The sequence below is a fragment of the Streptomyces sp. NPDC029138 genome, from assembly GCF_055564375.1.
In genome coordinates, this window is record NZ_JBVHWM010000079.1 from 1 (window position 1) to 18044 (window position 18044).

General features: G+C 72.9%; 16 protein-coding genes. 10 read left to right on the top strand and 6 right to left on the bottom strand.

Translation table 11 applies throughout. The features are described from left to right. Nucleotides 1-156: 156 nt before the first annotated feature. Nucleotides 157-822, bottom strand: coding sequence for a bifunctional DNA primase/polymerase (locus ACZ4WH_RS38065; protein ID WP_468189612.1), 666 nt, complete (start codon nt 820-822; stop codon nt 157-159). A 284-nt stretch (nt 823-1106) separates the two neighbouring features. Between ACZ4WH_RS38065 and ACZ4WH_RS38070 the strand changes: the two genes are divergently transcribed. Then, nucleotides 1107-2492: a transcriptional regulator gene (locus tag ACZ4WH_RS38070; protein WP_468189614.1), complete on the top strand. Its 1386-nt coding sequence runs from the start codon at nt 1107-1109 to the stop codon at nt 2490-2492. 201 nt (nt 2493-2693) lie between these two features. Beyond that, nucleotides 2694-4412, top strand: coding sequence for a hypothetical protein (locus tag ACZ4WH_RS38075; RefSeq protein WP_468189616.1), 1719 nt, complete (start codon nt 2694-2696; stop codon nt 4410-4412). Between the two features lie 10 nt (nt 4413-4422). On the opposite strand, the gene ACZ4WH_RS38080 is transcribed toward ACZ4WH_RS38075, so the two are convergent. Next, nucleotides 4423-5748, bottom strand: coding sequence for an ABC transporter substrate-binding protein (locus ACZ4WH_RS38080; RefSeq protein ID WP_468189618.1), 1326 nt, complete (start codon nt 5746-5748; stop codon nt 4423-4425). Between the two features lie 117 nt (nt 5749-5865). Here ACZ4WH_RS38080 and ACZ4WH_RS38085 point away from each other — a divergent pair, with 117 nt between their 5' ends. Both ACZ4WH_RS38085 and purU read left to right on the top strand, forming a co-directional pair. Then, nucleotides 5866-6366 (top strand): SCO4402 family protein, encoded by a 501-nt coding sequence (locus tag ACZ4WH_RS38085; protein WP_468189620.1) that lies wholly within the window; start codon nt 5866-5868, stop codon nt 6364-6366. A 47-nt stretch (nt 6367-6413) separates the two neighbouring features. Then, the gene (gene purU, locus ACZ4WH_RS38090) at nt 6414-7298 is read left to right on the top strand and encodes a formyltetrahydrofolate deformylase (RefSeq protein WP_468189622.1); all 885 of its coding nucleotides are present in this window, start codon (nt 6414-6416) and stop codon (nt 7296-7298) included. A gap of 106 nt (nt 7299-7404) precedes the next feature. Here purU and ACZ4WH_RS38095 read toward each other — a convergent pair whose 3' ends face one another. Both ACZ4WH_RS38095 and ACZ4WH_RS38100 read right to left on the bottom strand, forming a co-directional pair. Beyond that, the gene (locus tag ACZ4WH_RS38095; RefSeq protein ID WP_468189624.1) at nt 7405-8931 is read right to left on the bottom strand and encodes a zf-HC2 domain-containing protein; all 1527 of its coding nucleotides are present in this window, start codon (nt 8929-8931) and stop codon (nt 7405-7407) included. Further along, the gene (locus ACZ4WH_RS38100; protein WP_468189626.1) at nt 8928-9491 is read right to left on the bottom strand and encodes a sigma-70 family RNA polymerase sigma factor; all 564 of its coding nucleotides are present in this window, start codon (nt 9489-9491) and stop codon (nt 8928-8930) included. The genes ACZ4WH_RS38095 and ACZ4WH_RS38100 overlap by 4 nt, the downstream gene beginning before the upstream one ends. Nucleotides 9492-9831: 340 nt before the next feature. Here ACZ4WH_RS38100 and ACZ4WH_RS38105 point away from each other — a divergent pair, with 340 nt between their 5' ends. Together ACZ4WH_RS38105 and ACZ4WH_RS38110 are read left to right on the top strand one after the other, a co-directional pair. Beyond that, on the top strand, nt 9832-10206 hold the full coding sequence (locus tag ACZ4WH_RS38105) for an STAS domain-containing protein (RefSeq protein ID WP_468189627.1): 375 nt from the start codon (nt 9832-9834) through the stop codon (nt 10204-10206). A 179-nt stretch (nt 10207-10385) separates the two neighbouring features. Continuing rightward, entirely contained in the window at nt 10386-10898 is a 513-nt protein-coding gene (locus ACZ4WH_RS38110; RefSeq protein ID WP_468189629.1) for an EF-hand domain-containing protein, read from the top strand. Nucleotides 10899-10941: 43 nt separating this feature from the next. Here ACZ4WH_RS38110 and ACZ4WH_RS38115 read toward each other — a convergent pair whose 3' ends face one another. Continuing rightward, nucleotides 10942-12438 (bottom strand): class I adenylate-forming enzyme family protein, encoded by a 1497-nt coding sequence (locus ACZ4WH_RS38115; protein ID WP_468189631.1) that lies wholly within the window; start codon nt 12436-12438, stop codon nt 10942-10944. Nucleotides 12439-12535: 97 nt separating this feature from the next. Between ACZ4WH_RS38115 and ACZ4WH_RS38120 the strand changes: the two genes are divergently transcribed. From ACZ4WH_RS38120 to ACZ4WH_RS38135, 4 genes are all read left to right on the top strand, one after another. Continuing rightward, complete coding sequence (locus ACZ4WH_RS38120; protein WP_468189633.1) at nt 12536-13732, top strand: amidohydrolase family protein; 1197 nt, start codon at nt 12536-12538, stop codon at nt 13730-13732. Next, the gene (locus tag ACZ4WH_RS38125) at nt 13732-14865 is read left to right on the top strand and encodes an acyl-CoA dehydrogenase family protein (RefSeq protein ID WP_468189634.1); all 1134 of its coding nucleotides are present in this window, start codon (nt 13732-13734) and stop codon (nt 14863-14865) included. The genes ACZ4WH_RS38120 and ACZ4WH_RS38125 overlap by 1 nt, the downstream gene beginning before the upstream one ends. Before the next feature lie 54 nt (nt 14866-14919). After that, complete coding sequence (locus tag ACZ4WH_RS38130) at nt 14920-15786, top strand: acyl-CoA dehydrogenase family protein (RefSeq protein WP_468189636.1); 867 nt, start codon at nt 14920-14922, stop codon at nt 15784-15786. Nucleotides 15787-16336: 550 nt separating this feature from the next. Continuing rightward, nucleotides 16337-16810, top strand: a complete 474-nt coding sequence (locus ACZ4WH_RS38135; protein ID WP_468189685.1) for an ATP-binding protein — start codon at nt 16337-16339, stop codon at nt 16808-16810. Between the two features lie 297 nt (nt 16811-17107). Here ACZ4WH_RS38135 and ACZ4WH_RS38140 read toward each other — a convergent pair whose 3' ends face one another. Beyond that, entirely contained in the window at nt 17108-18034 is a 927-nt protein-coding gene (locus ACZ4WH_RS38140; RefSeq protein WP_468189638.1) for a cyclase family protein, read from the bottom strand. Nucleotides 18035-18044: the final 10 nt, after the last annotated feature.

The following is an 18044-nucleotide window of genomic DNA, read 5'->3' on the forward strand; positions in this document are numbered from 1 at the left end:
TTTGTTTTTTTTGTTTGTTGGTTGTTGTTTTCTCTCCCCCCCCCCCCCCCCCCCCCCCCCCCCCCCCCCCCCCCCCCCCCCCCCCCCCCCCGACCAGCCACGACGAACCGGTAGCCGCCAGGTCACCGGCACCCGGCAGACGCGTGGGCGAACCGGCTACCGATCCCTCCCGCACGCATAGGCCAACGGCGAGACCAACTCCTCCGCATCCGGCAGCCACCGATTCGCGGGCGTCGGCCGGCAGGCCCACTGCACAGCCCCCCGGGACCCGAACCGCGTGGGCGGCGCCGCCACGTACGCGCCCTCGCCCAGCGCCAGGAGGTCCAGTGACGACAGCGACCAGCCGAGCTTCCGCACCAGCTCGGGCACCTTCGCGGACGCGCCCGGCAGGACGAAGAACTGCATGCGCCGGTCCGGCGTCAGCGTGACCGGTCCGAGCGTCAGCTGCATCCGCTCCATCCGGGCGAGCGCCAGGAACCCCGCGCTCTCCGGAACGGACAGCGCGTCGAACGTCCGCCCCGTCGGCAGCAGGATCGACGCCGTCGGCTGCTTCTGCCACATCCGGCGCGCGACGGTCGCACTGCCGGTCGCCTGGGTCGCCCAGTCGGGGCGCGCGGGGTGCGCACCCGGCGCAGGGCAGGAGACGTCGCCGCACGAGCAGCGCTGCCTACCGTCGACGGCTTCCAGCCAGGTGCCCGGGAACACGTCCCAGTGCCGCTCCTCGGCGTAGCGTACGGCGGTCTCCAGCAGCGATTCCCCGCGCTGCTGCGGAATGTGACCAGCCGTCTGAGTCTCTTGGGCGCCCGCGATCGTCTCTTCCACGTTCCACTCAACTCCCGCGCCCACCTGGAGTTACGGCCGTAGCGCGCGCGGGGGAGGAGCATCGATTCGGCAGTCGGGGCGCATGGGTGCATGGCCGGGGGCGCGCGGGAGGAGACGGGGCGTGAGGTGGGTAGCCAGGGAAGGGGGGAACCGTCTTTACCCCGGCAATCCGCATATGTCACGCATTGACGGTATGTCAGCTGGGCAGTGATCTTTCCGGCCGGATCTTCGTGCTCCGGAGGATCGCAACACGCTCCAGGGGATCGCAACGCAGGGGGTAGCACATGGCCGCAAGGCCTCTCGTGGCGAGGCAGCCGAACGAACGGTTGCAGGCACTCATCCAGGAAGCGGGGTGCTCGAACGCCGGGCTGGCCCGGCGGGTCAACATGTGCGGCGCCGAGCACGGCCTCGACCTGCGCTACGACAAGACGTCCGTGGCCCGCTGGCTGCGCGGCCAGCAGCCGCGCGGCCGGGCCCCGGCGATCATCGCCGAGGCGCTCGGGCGCAAGCTCGGCCGTACGGTCACGATCGACGAGATCGGCATGGCCAACGGCAAGAACCTCGCCTCGGGGGTCGGTCTCCAGTTCTCGCCGACGGTACTGGGGGCCATCGAGCAGGTCTGCGAGCTGTGGCGCAGCGACGTGGGGCGCCGGGACTTCCTGTCCGGCTCCTCCGTCGCCGCCTCCGCGCTGGTCGAGCCCAGCCGCGACTGGCTGATCTCGGCGCCGGACGCCCAGGTGGCCCGGCAGGCCGGCCCGCGCGTGGGGCAGGCCGACGTGGCCGCCGTACGGTCCATGACCCAGGCGCTGGTGGACCTCGACCACCAGTACGGCAGCGGGCATGTGCGCCCGGTCGTCGTGCACTACCTCAACAGCGTCGTCTCCGGGCTGCTCGCTGGGTCGTACCGGGAGGCGGTCGGCCGGGAACTCTTCGCCGCCGTCGCCCGGTTGACGGAGCTGGCGGGATACATGGCCGTCGACACCGGCCAACCGGGGCTCGCCCAGCGGTACTACATCCAGTCGCTGCGGCTCGCGCAGGCCGCCGGCGACCGTGGGTACGGCGGTTACGTGCTCGCCGCGTCCATGAGCCACCTCGCCGCGCAGCTCGGAAACCCGCGCGAGATCGCCCAGTTGGCGCGGGCGGCGCAGGAAGGGGCGCGCGGGCAGGTGACCCCGCGCGCGGAGGCGATGTTCCACGCCGCCGAGGCGCGCGGGCACGCCCTGCTCGGTGACGCGCGCGCGGCGCAGGCGGCCGGCGGACGGGCGGTCACGGCGATGGAACGGGCGGACGACTCCGCCGGGGACGACCCGGCGTGGATCGCGCACTTCGACGAGGCCTATCTGGCCGACGAGTTGGCGCACTGCCACCGCGACCTCGGACAGGCCGACCAGGCCGCGCTGTACGCCGAGCAGTCGCTGGCCGGGCACCCGGAGTCCCGGGCCCGCCGGCGCGCCATCGGCTATGTGCTGCTCGCCACCGCCCAGGTGCAGCAGCGCGAGATCGAGCAGGCCTGCACGACCGGCATGAAGGCAGTGGAGCTGCTGGAGACGCTCCGCTCCAACCGGGGCGCCGAGTATCTGGACGACCTCCAGCAGCGGCTGGAGCCCTTCCGGGACGAGGCGGTGGTACGGGAGTTCGGCGCGCGGCTCGATCTTCAGCAGGCCGCGTGAACATCAGCCCCGCCGGCGCGTGAACGAGCGGGAAACGGCACCCGGGTGTGCGCCGGGTGCCATGAACAGCGCTGCGCGGAGCGGTTGTGTTACCGCTGTCACAGGGAAGGAGGTCACGTCCCGCGCTGCGTGGCACGCGGCTCGGGGGACCCGGTAGCGTGAGCCGACGATTCACAAGGTCCCCCATTAGTAGGAGTCCCGGTGACGCAGAGTGGACAGGGCGAGGAGCCCTCGGCGCGGCCCGCGCGCGAAGGCATCGTGCTGCCCTCCGACGGAGGAGAGCCCCTGCTGCCGGGCATGACCGGGACGCCCGCCCCCGCCCACCCGGCCGGCGGACAGGCCTGGGGCGGTTCCTGGGGCCCCGAGCAGCAGGCGCCCCAGCCCGGCCAGGGCTGGCCCCCGGCGGCGGCCCCGCAGTGGGACGCCCCCGGCGGCCCCGACCAGCGGCCGCAGCCCGCCGCGAACCCCGGCCCGCTGCCCCCGGAGGGCGCCCCGGCCCCGTCGTACGACGGCCAGGCCCCGGCCTACGGCGGCCCGACGCCTTCCTACGACGGCCAGGCCCACGGCCCCGGCGGCCAGGACGCGCAGTACGGCGGCCAGGCCGGCACCGGTGCCTACGGCGCGGCCCAGCAGCCCGCCTACGGCGCGCCCGACCCGTACCAGCAGCACGCGCGGCAGCAGCCGTACCCGGCGCAGCCCGCCCCGGGCCAGACGCCCGCCGCGCCGCAGCCGTCCGCGTACCCGGCCGAGGGTGCCCCGCTGCCGCCGAGCGCGGACGGCGCGACCCAGTACCTCCCGCCGGTCCCCGCCGGCCCCGCCGCGCCCGGGGACGAGGGCGCCACCCAGTACCTGCCGCCCGTGCAGGCCGCGCCGGCCGACGGCGCCACCCAGTACATACCGCCGGTCCCCGCCGGGGGCGGCGTTCACGAGGCGGCCACCCAGTACATGCCGCCGGTCGCGCCCGGCGCGCTGCCGCCCGAGTCGGCGGGCGAGGAGACGCGGTACCTGGGCCAGGCGCCCCGGCAGGCGGCGCCCTCGGACGCGGAGGCCACGCAGTACATCCCGCCGTACGCCGCCCAGGCGCAGGCGCAGGGGGCGGACCGGCAGCCGCCCGCCGAGTTCGACAACCTCTTCCGCGGCGGCCCGGGGGGCGGCGACGGCCCGGCCGGTTCCACCCAGCAGCTCCCGCGCGTCCAGCAGCCGGACGCCTACCCCGGCCCGGCGCAGTCGTCGTACCGCCCGGCGCAGCCGTCGTACGACGCGGGGCCGGACGACGGCGGCGGGCGGCGCCGGGGCCGGTCGCGGGTGCCGCTGATCGCCGCGATCGGCGTCGGCATCGTCGTGCTCGGCGTCGGCGCCGGCGCGCTGCTCAGCGGCGGGGGCGACAAGGACCAGGGCGGGGACGACAAGACGGTCGCCGCCGCCTCTCCGGCCACCCAGGACTCCGCCTCGCCCGCCGCCGACCCCGCCCGGCAGCAGGCCGTCGAGCTGGACAAGCTGCTCGCGGACAGCGGCAGCAGCCGGGCCTCGGTGATCCAGGCGGTGGCGGACGTCAAGCAGTGCGACAACCTCGACCAGGCCGCATCCAACCTGCGGGACGCGGCCCGGCAGCGCGGTCAGCTGGTCACGCGACTCGGCAAGCTGTCCGTGGACAAGCTGCCCGGCAACGCCGACCTGACGGCCGCGCTGACCAAGGCCTGGCAGGCGTCCGCCGCGGCCGACAACCACTACGCGGCCTGGGCCGACCAGGCCAAGGGCCGCAAGGTCTGCCGCAAGGGACACGCCCGCACCACCGGCGAGACCCAGGCCGGCAACCGGGAGAGCGGCACCGCCAGCGCGCAGAAGGCGAAGGCGGCGGCGCTGTGGAACGCGATCGCGAAGAAGTACGGCCTGACCCAGCGCCAGCCCACCCAGCTGTGACCGCCGGCCGTCACGGCACGTCCGCGTTCTCCAGGGTCGAGGTCATGTCGGCGATCCCGTTGGTGCCGCCGATGCTCTTGCGGGCCGCGACCAGCTTGCCGCCCTGGACCACCTGGAGGGTGACGTCGGCGTTGACCAGCCGCGGGAAGCCGACCGCGGCCAGCTTGCTCTCGTAGGGCCAGTGCAGGGTCGGGGTGAGGCCGCCGGTGGAGACGCGCAGGCCGTCGTTGAGGGTGCGCCGCACGGTGTCGGCGCTCACCTCGCCGTCGCCGATCTTCTCCAGGACGGCCTTGAGCACGGTGTAGGCGATCCACGTGGTCTGCACACCGGCGTCCGCGGGGTCGATGCGGTTGTCGCCGAAGGCCTCCTCGTTGATCACCTTCTTCATCGGGTCCCAGCGGGGGTCGGAGGCGACCGGGTACCAGCCGGTGATGTACGCCCCCTCGTACGGCCCCGACGCCCCGCCGGTGGTGTTGATCACGGTCTGGTCGACGCTGCCGAGCACGGTCGCCGTGCGCACGTCCGGGAAGTTCTCCCGGGCCCGCCGGAAGGAGTCCATGAAGGTGTCCGTGCGGTCCCCGAGCGCGGGCACCACACAGCCCTTCCTCGTCACGTCCTTGGTCGCGTAGCGCAGCGCCTGCTCGGCCTGGCTGCCGTACTCGGTGGCGTCGTCGGCGGCGAGCTGGTCACCGGCGTCCGCGTGGCCGCCCGCCTTCAGACCGGAGTCGAGCATCGCGGGCAGCTGGTCCCCGGCGATGCTGTCCGGGCGGACCAGGGCGACGTTGCCGCAGCCCTCCGCGAGGGCCTTGCCGAGGCCGGCCAGGAGGGCGGGCTGACCGCCGTTGACCGGGTAGGACATGGCGCCGGTGAACTCGTCGTTGGTGACGCCGTAGCCGCCGATGTAGGGGATGCCGGCGCCCTCCAGCGGGGCGAGGTAGGAGTCGCCGAACTGGCTGTAGGAGCCGACGACCGCGACCACGTTCTCGGCCGCCGCGCGCCGGGCGCACTTCGCGGCGCCCACGCTGTCGTTGTGGTCGTTGCAGGTCAGCACCTCGAGCCTGCGGCCGTTGATGCCCCCGTGGGCGTTGATCCACTTGGCGTAGGCGCGGGCCATCGCGGGCATGCCCGGCTTGTTGGTCGCGTCGGTGTCCTGCGGGGCCCAGGTCATCACCTTGACCGGGTCATCCCCGGAGCCCCCCGTGGCACCGGGGATGACCCCGCATGCGGCGGTGAGCGACGCACAGAGGCCCACCGCGCCCGCCGCGAGGGCGGTGGCTCTGACGGGGCGGGGAAGGGCGGGAAGGGGGGTACTGCGCGTGCGTCGCCTGCCGGTCATGCACACACACGATTCCCTCACAGCGCTAACCCGGGAGTGACTCTTGGTCAACGGATGGTGACGCACAGGTGAATTGCAGGGGCCGGTGAGGCTCCTGGGACGAGGAACGTACGATCGATGACCGTGCAAGGTTCGGAGAACTCTTCCCGTCGCGGCCGTCGCTCCTCCACCATGGGCGGCATGCCCTTGAACGACATGCCGTGGTGGCGGTGGCGCAGCAACGTGCGCTCGGCGCTGCACATGCTCTCCGACCCGGTGTTCCAGCGGGACGTCTGGCTGGCCGGCGTGGACGGCTACGGTGACGTGACGGACGCCGTGTACCGGCTGGTGGAGGACACCTGGCTGGACAACTGGTCGGCCGAGAAGTACGTCGGCACCGTATTCCGGGACTCGCAGGAGGCGGCGCTCGTCGACACCGCCGTGCTGCGGGTGCTGCGGATCATGCACCAGGTCGGCCCGGACGCGCCGGTCGCCGCCTACCTGGAGCACTCCGGCTGGCCGGACGCGGTACGGGCGGCCCGGGACGCGCACGTGCGGATGTCGGTGAGCGACGGGGAGGACCCCGACACGCCGCCGAAGAGCCTGGAAGTGCTGCGCATCCTGACCAGGTCCGCGTAGCGGACGGCCGCCCCATGGGGGGCGGCCGGTGTGGGACCCTGTAGCGCATGACCGATCAGTCCGCCTCTTCCGCCGCCGCACCGGCCGAGCAGTACATCCTCACGCTGTCCTGCCCGGACAAGAAGGGCATCGTGCACGCGGTGTCCAGCTATCTGTTCATGACCGGCTGCAACATCGAGGACAGCCAGCAGTTCGGCGACCACGACACGGGACTGTTCTTCATGCGCGTCCACTTCTCGGCCGAGGCGCCGGTGACGGTGGACAAGCTGCGGGCGAGCTTCGCCGCGATCGGTGACTCCTTCCACATGGACTGGCAGATCCACCGGGCCGACGAGAAGATGCGCATCCTGCTGATGGTCAGCAAGTTCGGGCACTGTCTGAACGACCTGCTGTTCCGCGCGCGGATCGGCGCACTGCCGGTCGAGATCGTGGGTGTGGTGTCCAATCACACCGACTTCGAGGAGCTGGTGGGTTCCTACAACATCCCCTTCCACCAGATTCCGGTGACGAGGGACAGCAAGCCGGAGGCCGAGGCGAGGCTGCTGGAGATCGTGCGCGAGGAGAAGGTCGAACTGGTCGTCCTCGCCCGCTACATGCAGGTCCTCTCCGACGACCTGTGCAAGCAGCTCAGCGGCCGGATCATCAACATCCACCACTCCTTCCTGCCGAGCTTCAAGGGCGCGAAGCCGTATCACCAGGCGCATGCGCGGGGTGTGAAGCTGATCGGTGCGACGGCGCACTACGTCACCGCGGACCTGGACGAGGGGCCGATCATCGAGCAGGAGGTCGAGCGGGTGGGGCACGACGTGACGCCGGACCAGTTGGTGGCCATCGGCCGCGATGTGGAGTGCCAGGCGCTGGCGCGGGCCGTGAAGTGGCATGCGGAGCGGAGGATTCTGCTCAACGGGCGCCGGACGGTGGTGTTCGCCTAGCAGCTCGGGCGGTGCGGTTGCCGGGCGGCTGGGGCCCCCTCAGGGGCGCGGGGAACTGCGCGGGCGACCCCGATCGTCCGCAGCCGCCGACGCGTCCGGGCCCGCCCTACATGCGGCTCAGCGACGCCACCGCGAACAGGACGTCCCTGATCGCCTCCCGGTCACCCAGCTGACCCGCCGCCGCTTCCGCCGGAGGCACGTGCCCTGCCGCCAGCTTGCAGAACTCCACGCCGTCCAGGGCCACGTGGGCCACCTCGAAGTCGGCGGAGCCCACCGCCGCCGGTGAGTCGAGGGGGATCAGCCACTCGCCGCCGGACGCGCCCTCGATCTCCAGGCGCAGGCTGCGGCCGGGCGCGCCGGCCGGGACCAGGTGCGGGGTCCGGTGGCCCGGCGCGGACAGTCCCGCCCGGCGCCGCGCGGCGAGAACCGTCGGCAGCAGACGGGCCGCGAGGTCGATCATCCGGTTGAGGTGCCGCGGCGCCGGCGGCGCGTACGGATAGTCCACCGCCTCCGCGATGTCCTCGGCGTGCACCCAGCACTCGAAGGCGCGGTCCAGCATCGCGTCGTGCAGCGGCAGCGCGAAGTCGCCGTACGACACCGTGAGGCCGCCCGCGTGGCCGCCGGTGAAGGACACCGTCCGCACCAGGCCGTGGCTCTGCTCCCGCCACGGCCCCCGCACCGAGCGCGTCGGCGGGAAGTGCGAGGCCCGCCAGAACGCCTCCGTGCGGCCCGCCGGGCCCACGGCGTCCTTGTCGGCGTCGGCGACCTCGGCCAGCGGGTCCTCCAGACCGAGGGCCGTCGCGATCAGCCCGTCCACCGACAGCAGGTGCGCGATCACCCCGGCGACGGTCGTACGACGGCTCGTCGGTGCGTCGGCCTCGAACCAGCGCAGCCGCACCGGCGCATGCCATTCCGCGTCCCCGAAGTCCTGGAGCAGCGCGTCCAGCCGCGCGGTCTCGGCGTCGTACGGCGCCGCCCAGTCGGGCACCGGGATGCGCGGCGGCCGGCGGTTCAGGCAGGCCGCCAGGACCCGGGTGCGCAGCGCCGGGTTCAGGTCCAGGCTCTCCGGCTGGTGCAGCAGGCCGACCGCCTCGCGCAGCCGGCGGGCCTCGTCGGCGCAGGAGCCGCAGCCGCCCAGGTGCTCCTCCACGGCCGCCGTCTCCGCCGCCGAGCAGGCGGCCAGCGCCCAGGCGCCGAGCAGCGACTTCAGGACGTCGTGCGACAGGTCGAGCGGCACGGGTGCGAGGTCCCCCAGATCGGCGAGGTCGGGCAGCGGAAGCCCGCTGTCCTCCACGGACGCGCGGGGCGTGGGTATCCGCGGCGCCCGGGCCGGTCCGGACCCACCGGCACCGGACGGCGCATCCCCCGGACCGCCGCCGCGCCCACCGTAACCACCGGCACCGGCACTTTCGGGCGCGTCGCCGCCACCGTCATCGCCGTGTCGGCCCGCACCAGGCCCCTCGTCCGCGGACCCCCGCCCGCCCGAGCCGGCCTCCCCCCAAGGCCGTTCCCCGCGCGCGTCACCGCCGTGGCCCCCTTCGCCCTGGCCTTCTTCGCCGTGGCCCTCTTCCCGCCCGTGACCGGCGTGTTCGCCGTACTCGTCGTGGGCCTCGAAGCCGCCCGTCCCCGTCACACCGCACCCCGGTATCCCGGCGGTGTACCGGTGCCGGTGTCGTGGGCGGTGGAGAGGAGTTGGAGGCCGAGGCGGAGCCGGCGGCGGGCCTCGTCCTCGGTGACGCCGAGGTCGGCCGCGGTCTGGCGGTAGTCGCGGCGCTGGAAGTAGGCCAGGTCCAGCGCGGCGCGCAGCGGGGCCGGCATGGAGTGGACGATGTAGTCGGCGCGGGCGGCGACCGAGGCGCGGCGGACCTTGCTCTCCAGTTCCTCGCGGCGCGGCTGCTCCAGCTCCTCCCGGTCGCGCAGCCGCTGTACGGCGACCCGGTGGGTGACGGCGGCGATCCAGGAGCGCAGGGGGCCCTGCTTGGGGTCGTAGGTCTCGGGGTGTTCCCAGACGTGGGCGAAGACCTCGCGGGTGACGGCGTCGGCGTCCGCCTCGTCGGCGAGGACGCGGTGGGCGAGGCTGTGCACGAGGGAGGCGAAGCGGTCGTACAGCTCGCCGAGGGCCGCCGCCTCACCGCGCGCGAGCCGCTGCTGCATCTTGCGGTCCCAGCGGGGCGGTACGTCCTTCCCGGCCATGCGGTCCCCTCCCCTCACCCTGTCCGGCCCGTCCAGCCTGTCGGTCCTGCCCTCTCGAATGTAGTCGGCACGTCTGACAGTGCACGCCCCTTTGTGTCAATGTGCGCCCCCCGAAGGGCCGCAGGTGATAGTGCCCCCTTCACACATCCTCCACACAAGACGCGTACACCTCTGATCGAACAGGATCGATAGTGACCGAAACAAGCCCCTTGCCGATCGACTGTCGTTTGTCGCGTCACGTTTCAGGGAACGGCCGCTGGGCAGCCGCGCGAAAGGAAACGTAGGAACTGCTTCCGTTTCCGGGCGGTTCCGGGAGATCCGGCGAGCGGAGGGCAGGGCCGTGGCATTCAGCGTGACCGGCGTCGAACAGGGCGAGTGGGCCGTCCTCCGGGTGTCCGGGGAACTGGACCTGATGACCTCGCCGGTGCTGCGCCAGCGGGTGCACGACGTCGTCGCCGAGGGACACCACAGCCTCGTCGTGGACCTCTCCGACGTGTTCTTCTGCGACTCCAGCGGGGTCGGCGTCCTCATCGCCGCCCGCCGGCTGATCCGCTCCTGTCAGGGCCGGCTGCGGCTGATCCTGCCGGACCGGGGCGCCGACGACGGCTCGCACGTCAACCGCGTCCTCGGCGCGCTCGGCGTGCGCCGGCTCTTCGACGTGCGCCCCGACCTCGACTCCGCGACCACGGACGAGGCCGGTCCGCTCTCCGCCTGAGCGGCCGTCACCGCTTCGCGACTCGGCCACACTGTTGTCGCGGAATTCCCCCGGTCTTGGCACAACGGCCTGTTTCCCGCCGCCTGCCGGCCGTCCGCGTCGTACGCTCCCTGCGAGGTCACCCCCACCCACGGGCAGGACCACACGTACGACCCTCATGTAAGGCGGCCCGAACAGACATGGTCAGCACCGAGTACGAGCGCAGGATCGCCGCCCGGTTCGCCACCTTCGACCAGGACGGCAACGGCTACATCGACCGGGAGGACTTCAACGCGGCGGCCAAGGCACTGCTCGCCGAGTTCGCCGTACCCGCCCGCTCCGACAAGGGGCAGGCGCTCTACGCCGGCGCGGAGGCGTTCTGGCAGGGCATGGCCGGCATCGCCGACCGGGACGGCGACCAGCGCATCACCCGCGCGGAGTTCGTCACCGGCGCGGTCAAGCGGCTGCGAGACAACCCCGACGGCTTCGCCGAGATCGCGCGTCCCTTCCTGCACGCGGCCCTGGCGGTGGCCGGCGCGGACGCCGACGGCCGGATCGGCATCGTGGACACCGCGCGCGTGCTGCGCGTGTTCCGCGTACCGGAGGAGACCGCCCGTCAGGCCGCCGCCGCCCTCGACACCGACGGTGACGGCAGGATCGGCGAGGCGGAGATCGTACCGGCGTTCGCGCGCTACTTCACGGTCCCCGAATAGCGGGAAGCCACGGCGCGATCCGGCGGCGGCCCCCGGTCCGCCCTCACCCGAACCGCTCCCGCAGCCGGTACTTCAGTACCTTGCGCAGCGTCTCGTTGCGCGGAAGGGCGTCCACCACCTCCAGCCGCTCCGGCAGCTTGTGCACGGACAGCCCTTCCGCACGGAGGAAGGACACGACCTCCGGCAGAGTCAACTCGGGCCTGCCGGGCGGTTGTTCGACGACCGCGCAGACCAGCTCGCCGCGCTCGGCGTCGGGCAGGCCGATGACCGCCGCGTCGCCCACCGCCGGATGCGCGGCCAGCAGGTCCTCGATCTCCTTGGCGGAGATGTTCTCGCCCTTGCGGATGATCACGTCCTTGAGCCGGCCGGTGAGGACGAGGTGGCCCGACTCCGTCAGGTGCCCCAGGTCGCCGGTACGCAGGAAGCCGTCGGCGTCGAAGGCCGCGGCCGTCTGCGCGGGGTCCAGGTAGCCCTGGCAGACGGCCTCGCCGCGCAGCCGTATCTCGCCGTCGACGATCCGGATCTCCATGCCCTCCGGGGGCCGCCCCTCGGTCGTGGCCAGGTTCTCGGGTGTGTCCTCCGGGTCGCCCATGGTGATCATCGGGACCTCGGTCATGCCGTAGCCGTGGGTGAGCTGGACGCCCATCTCGCGGACGACGGCGTGGTACAGCTCGGGCGGCTTCGGGGCGCCGCCGCCCGCGAGGAGCCGCAGGGACGGGATCACCTTGTCGCCCGGCCGTTCGCGCTGCTCGGCCAGGAACAGGGAGTAGAAGGCCGTGGAACCGCCGGCCACCGTCACCCCGTGCCGCCGGTACTCGGCCAGCGCCTCGGGCAGCGCGAAGTGCTCGCACATCACCGCCGGGAAGCCGTAGAGGAGGAGCATCACCGTGTAGTCGGGGCCGGCGATGTGGGCGTACGGGAAGGCCATCGAGCCGACGTCGTCCGCCGACAGGCGCAGGGCGTGCGCCAGGCAGGAGCCGCCCGCGATCAGGGAGCGGTCGGTGTGCAGCACGCCCTTGGGGTCGGAGGTGGTGCCCGAGGTCCAGTAGATCCAGCGGACCGAGGTGCCCTCGGCGGGCGGCGGGGGCAGGACGGACGGGTCGCCGTCGGGCAGGTCGTCGTACGCCTCGAAGATCCCCTTGGCGCCGAGCCGCCGGGCCGTCTCCGTGTGGTCGTGGCCCCGCCACACACCCGGCACGGCGAAGAACTCCGCCTTCGACGCGCGCAGCGCGAAGCCGACCTCCCGGTCCCGGTAGAAGGGGATGACCGGGGACTGTACGGCGCCCAGGCGGGCCAGCGCGAAGGACAGCAGGGCGGTCTCGATGCGGGTGGGCAGCTGCCAGGCGACCACCGTGCCGGGGCGTACGCCCATGCCGTACAGGCCGGCCGCGACGCGCTCGGAGCGGGTGCGCAGGTCACCGAAGGTGAGGACGCGGTCCTCCTGGAGCAGCACCGGCCGGCGGGGGGTGAGGTCGGCGCGGCGGGTGACCAGCTCCCACAGTGTGCGGGCGGAACTCAGGGTGTGCGGGGTCTCGTTCACGGCTGCCCCCTGCTTGGCTGACGACTCGTCAGCTGCCATGCTATCTGACGGGCCATCAGATAAGCAGGGCCCAGTCGAGTACCGGCGGAGGGGACCCATGGCGACCGAACTGCCCCGCATCATCAGCGTCGACGACCACGTGATCGAGCCCGCCCACCTCTTCGAGACCTGGCTGCCCGCCAAGTACCGGGACCGGGGACCCCAGCCGCTGACCGCCGGGATCGGGGAGCTGGCCTACGTCGGCGGGAAGTACCAGATCACCATGGACCCGGCGGGACAGCCGACGGACTGGTGGATCTACGAGGACCTGAAGTTCCCGTACAAGCGGAACATCGCCGCCGTCGGCTTCGACCGGGACGAGATGACCCTGGAGGGGATCACCCGGTCGCAGATGCGGCGCGGCTGCTGGGACCCCGGGGCCCGGCTCGCCGACATGGATCTCAACCACGTCGAGGCCAGCCTCTGCTTCCCGACGTTCCCGCGCTTCTGCGGGCAGACCTTCGCCGAGGCCCACGACAAGGAGGTCGCGCTCGCCTGTGTGCGCGCCTACAACGACTGGATGGTGGAGGAGTGGTGCGGGGACAGCGGCGGCCGGCTGATCCCGCTGTGCCTGATCCCGCTGTGGGACGTCGCACTGGCCGTCGCGGAGATCCGGCGCAACGCCGCGCGCGGGGTGCGGGCCGTCACCTTCTCCGAGATCCCCACCCACCTCGGGCTGCCCTCCATCCACTCCGGCTACTGGGACCCGTTCTTCGCCGTCTGCCAGGAGACGGACACGGTCGTCAACATGCACATCGGCAGCAGCTCCCAGATGCCCGCCGCCTCCCCCGACGCGCCGCCCGCCGTCCAGGCGTCCCTGAGCTTCAACAACGCCATGGCCTCGATGATGGACTACCTCTTCAGCGGGGTCCTGGTGCGCTTCCCCCGGCTCAAACTCGCCTACTCGGAGGGCCAGATGGGCTGGATCCCGTACGCCCTGGAACGCGCCGACGACGTGTGGGAGGAGCACCGGGCCTGGGGCGGGGTCAGGGACCTGATCCCCGAGCCGCCGTCGACGTACTACTACCGGCAGATCTTCTGCTGCTTCTTCCGCGACAAGCACGGCGTCGCCTCACTGGACGTGGTCGGCCGTGACAACGCCACCTTCGAGACCGACTACCCGCACGTCGACTCGACCTTCCCGCACACCAGGGAGGTCGCCCTCGACCATGTGAAGGGCCTGGACGACGAGACCGTCCACAAGCTGATGCGGGGCAACGCCATCCGCATGCTCGGCCTGGACCTCGACCGGTGATGGACCTCTCCTGCACACCCGAGGAGGAGGAGTTCCGGGCCCGGCTGCGCACGTGGCTCACCACGGTGCTGCCCACCCTGCCGGCCAAGCCGTCCCCGGACGACTGGCCCGGCCGCCGCGCCTACGACCTGCGCTGGCAACGGATGCTGTACGACGCCGGGTACGCCGACGTGCACTGGGACGCCTCCCCGACCGTCCGGATGATCTTCCTGGAGGAGACCGAGAAGGCGGGCGCGCCCTATGTGGGCGCCAACTTCGTCGGACTGCTGCACGCCGGGCCGACCATCGCCGCCGAAGGCACCACCGAGCAGCGGGCCCGCTGGCTGCCGCCGATCCTGCGCGGCGAGCAGGTGTGGTGCCAGGGGTTCAGCGAACCGGACGCCGGCTCCGACCTCGCCTCGCTGCGCACCCGCGCGCGCAGGGACGGCGATCACTACGTGGTGACCGGGTCCAAGATCTGGACCTCGCACGCGGAAGTCGCCGACTGGTGCGAGCTGTTGGTCCGCACCGACCCGGCGGCGCCCAGGCACCGGGGCATCACCTGGCTGGCCCTGCCGATGGACGCCGAGGGCGTCACCGTACGGCCGCTGCGCACGCTCGCCGGGTCGGCGGAGTTCGCCGAGGTGTTCCTGGACGAGGTGCGGGTGCCGGTCGCCAACCGGGTCGGCGAGGAGAACGACGGCTGGCGCGTGACCATGGTGACCCTGTCCTTCGAACGCGGTACGGCCTTCGTCGGCGAGGTCGTCGCCTGCCGCCGCGTGCTGGGCGAGCTCACGTGCGCCGCACGGGAGAACGGCCGCTGGGACGATCCCGTACTGCGGCGCCGGCTCGGCCGGCTGGACGCGGAGTTCCGCGCCCTGTGGCGGCTGACCCAGTGGAACGTGAGCGAGGCGGAGGCGAGCGGCGGGGTGCCGGGCGTCGGCGGCTCGGTCTTCAAGCTCCGCTACTCGCACGCCCGGCAGGAGCTGTACGACGCCGCCGCCGAGGTGCTCGGCCCGGACAGCCTGGATCTGGACCGCCCCTGGGTGCTCGACCGGCTGTCCTCGCTGTCGTACACGATCGCCGCCGGGACCTCGCAGATCCAGCGGGGCATCGTGGCCGAGCGGATGCTCGGCCTGCCCAAGGGGAGGTGAGCGTGCGTCCTCGACTCACGCGGGGTCGCCCGGGTCAGGCGGAGGGGAGGTCCGGTGCGCTTCCGACTCACCGATGACCAGCGGGCCTTGCGTGCGGGCGTACGGGAACTTCTGGAGCGCCGGTTCGGGCGGGAGGCACTGCGTGCGGCCGTCGCCGCGCCGGGCCGGCTCGACCGGACGCTGTGGCGGGCCCTCGGGGAGGCCGGGTTCTTCGCCCTGCGGCTGCCCGAGGCGGACGGCGGGGTGGGACTGGGGCTGCCCGAGGCCGTGCTGGCCTTCGAGGAGGCGGGGCGGGCCCTGCTGCCCGGCCCGCTCGTGGCCACGCATCTCGCGGCCGGCGGCGTGCCCGGCGCGGCGCGCGGGGAGACGGTCGTGGCGGCCGTCGACGGGGTGCTGGTGGAGTGGCTGGACGCGGCGGACGTCGTCCACGGGGACGCCTCCCGTGCCGTACCGCTGCGGTCGGTGGACCCGCTCACCCCGCTGCACCGGGTGCCCGCTTCCCGGCCCCCGGACCCCGTCGCCGTGCTCCTCACCGCCGCCGAGCAGCTGGGCACCGCCGGACGGGTGTGCGAGCTGGCCGCGCAACACGCCCGGACCCGGGAACAGTTCGGGCGGCCCATCGGCGCCTTCCAGGCCGTCCAGCATCTGTGCGCGGAGCTGCTGGTGCGGGCCGAGACCGCACGCGCCGCCGTCTACGCCGCCGCCGTCACGGCCGACCCCGCCGACATCGCCGCCGCCCGGCTGCTCGCCGACGAGGCCGCCGTACGGGGAGCCCGTGACTGCCTCCAGGTGCACGGCGGCATGGGCTTCACCTGGGAGGCAGACGTGCATCTGCACCTCAAGCGGGCCTGGGTGCGGGTCCGGCGCGCCGGGGGGAGCGCCGAGGGTGAGGAACTGCTCGCCGCCGAGCTGGCGGGCTGAGCCGCCGGTGGTGTCCCGGGCCGTCGCGCCCGGGAAGCCATGGCCCACGATGTCGCGGATCGTGGCATACCGGAGTCACGGAGCGTTGATACCGGGTTGTGTCCTTCACGGGACTCGTCACGGCCCGGAGTCGGGTGTTCGCTCGGGTACCTTGTGTGAGATGCGAGTGGCTGCGCGTACGAGCCGTGCCGGTGGTGCCCCTGGGGTGGTGCCGGGCCGCGCGGTGCGCGCCGCAGCTCGCGGGGCGGTCAGGCCCGTCGCCCCCGTCTGTTCGACTCCCCGGCACGAGCGTCGCACAGTATGCCCTACGCGTACTCCTTCGCGCGGGAATATGCCCGAAGCGCTTGTTGGGGTGACTGTACGTCAACCATGCTGTCTAGCAAGGGAGTCACGGTCCGTGACCCTTGCTCTGGCCGTTGTTCTGGCCATACAGAAAATGGCTACGATCGTGACCCTCGTGATCGCCGCCGCGGCTGAGGCCGCGGCGCGTGGGTGGCGTGGGGTCATGTATCCGCCGGTTCGGATGGTGTGAGCGGTGCAGGTGCTTCAAGTGCAGCTGGAGATCCGGCCCGACCCCGCGGAGGTGGGGCGGGCCAGGAGGTGGGCCCGCTCGCGGCTCGCCGGATCGGGGATAACGGCCGACGAACCGCTGGCCGAGACCCTGATCCTGCTCGTCTCCGAGCTGGTGACCAACGCCGTGGTGCACACCGGCCGGCCGGCCGTGCTGCGGCTCTGTCTGCCGGGCCCGACGGCCGAGAAGTGCGCGTCGGCCACGGTGCGGGTGGAGGTCGCCGACCGCAGCTCGCGCGCGCCCGTGCCCCGCTGCGCCGACGACGACGCCACCGGCGGCCGGGGTCTCGCCCTCGTGGACTGTCTCGCCGACCGCTGGGGCTGGAGCCCCGAGGACGCCGGCAAGAGCATCTGGTGCGAACTGGACCGCTGTTCACAGCCCCGGGAGAGCGCGGCGATGGCGTACGGGGGCGGACTGTCCGCGTACGAGGATCTCGCCTTCGAAGCGGTCTAGCGGCCCGGAGCGGTGGTGCGCCGGGGGTGCACCCGTGCGCGGGTGCCGTGAGCAGGCCTGCCCCAACACAGTCCCGTACCGCCGTTGACGTCCCCTGGGTGCCTGATCAGGCTGGGGTGCGTCGATTCGCCGCGAGGGGACGGCGAGGGCCCGGGTGACGGCGGTCCTCGCCGAGTGCGGGTCGCGTCGGACGGCGGCGCGTGCGTGTGACGGTGGGGGGAGGCACGCGCCGCCAACCGCGGTCGCGCGGCCGACCGCAGTCGTGGCGTCGTCGTACGGCCGTCGTGCCGCCGTCGTTCACAGGATCGCCACCGGGGCCACCGGTGTCCCCGTCGCACCCACGAACGGTTCGGGCATCGCCGACAGCAGGAACGCGTACCGGCCCGTTTGTCCACAGGCTGTGGACAACTCTTCGAGATTCCAGTTCTGGCCCTGGAGCATCCCCATCTCCACCAGGTGCAGCGCGTGCACGGGCAGCCACAGATCCTCGATCTCGGGCGGGAAGATCTCGAAAGTGAGCGTGTCGTTCGCGACCGCCGCCACGTCACGCGCGTGGAACCACTCCGGGCAGCGCACCGAGAGCCCCGGCGACGGATAGCCGTACCCGTGTTTGTCCCCGGCCAGATACACCCGCACCTGCCCGGTCCGTACGAGCACGATGTCACCGGCACGCACGCGCGTACCGGCGAACTCCTCGGCCGCCTCCAGATCCTCGGGCGTGACCGCGTGGCCTCCGGCCAGCCGGTCCACACCCCGCGCGCGTGCCACGTCCAGCAGCACCCCGCGCGAGACGAGGTGCCGCACCTTGTCGATGCCGCTGAACTCGGCACCGCCGTGCGCGGTGACCGTGTGCGCCGGGCGGCCGTTGTAGAGCTTCCCGGAGTGCGAGACATGCGTCAGCGCGTCCCAGTGGGTGCCGGCCTGAAGCCCCATGGTCACCGCGTCGTCGCTGCACGCCACCGTGCCCGGCCCGAACAGCTCCTGGTTGAGCTGCACCATCGCGTGCAGCGGGTTGACCCGGCCCGGGATCATCCCCGTCTGCACGCCGTCCTGCCGGAGGGGGAGGGCGAGCGGGACGCGGCGCCCGGTGCGCACCTCGCGGGCGGCCTCGCGCACGACGTCGTCCGTGATCAGGTTCAGGGTGCCGACCTCGTCGTCGGCGCCCCAGCGCCCCCAGTTGTTCACGCGCCCCGCGATCTTGTGGAACTCCTCCGGCAGTGTCATCCGGTGCCTC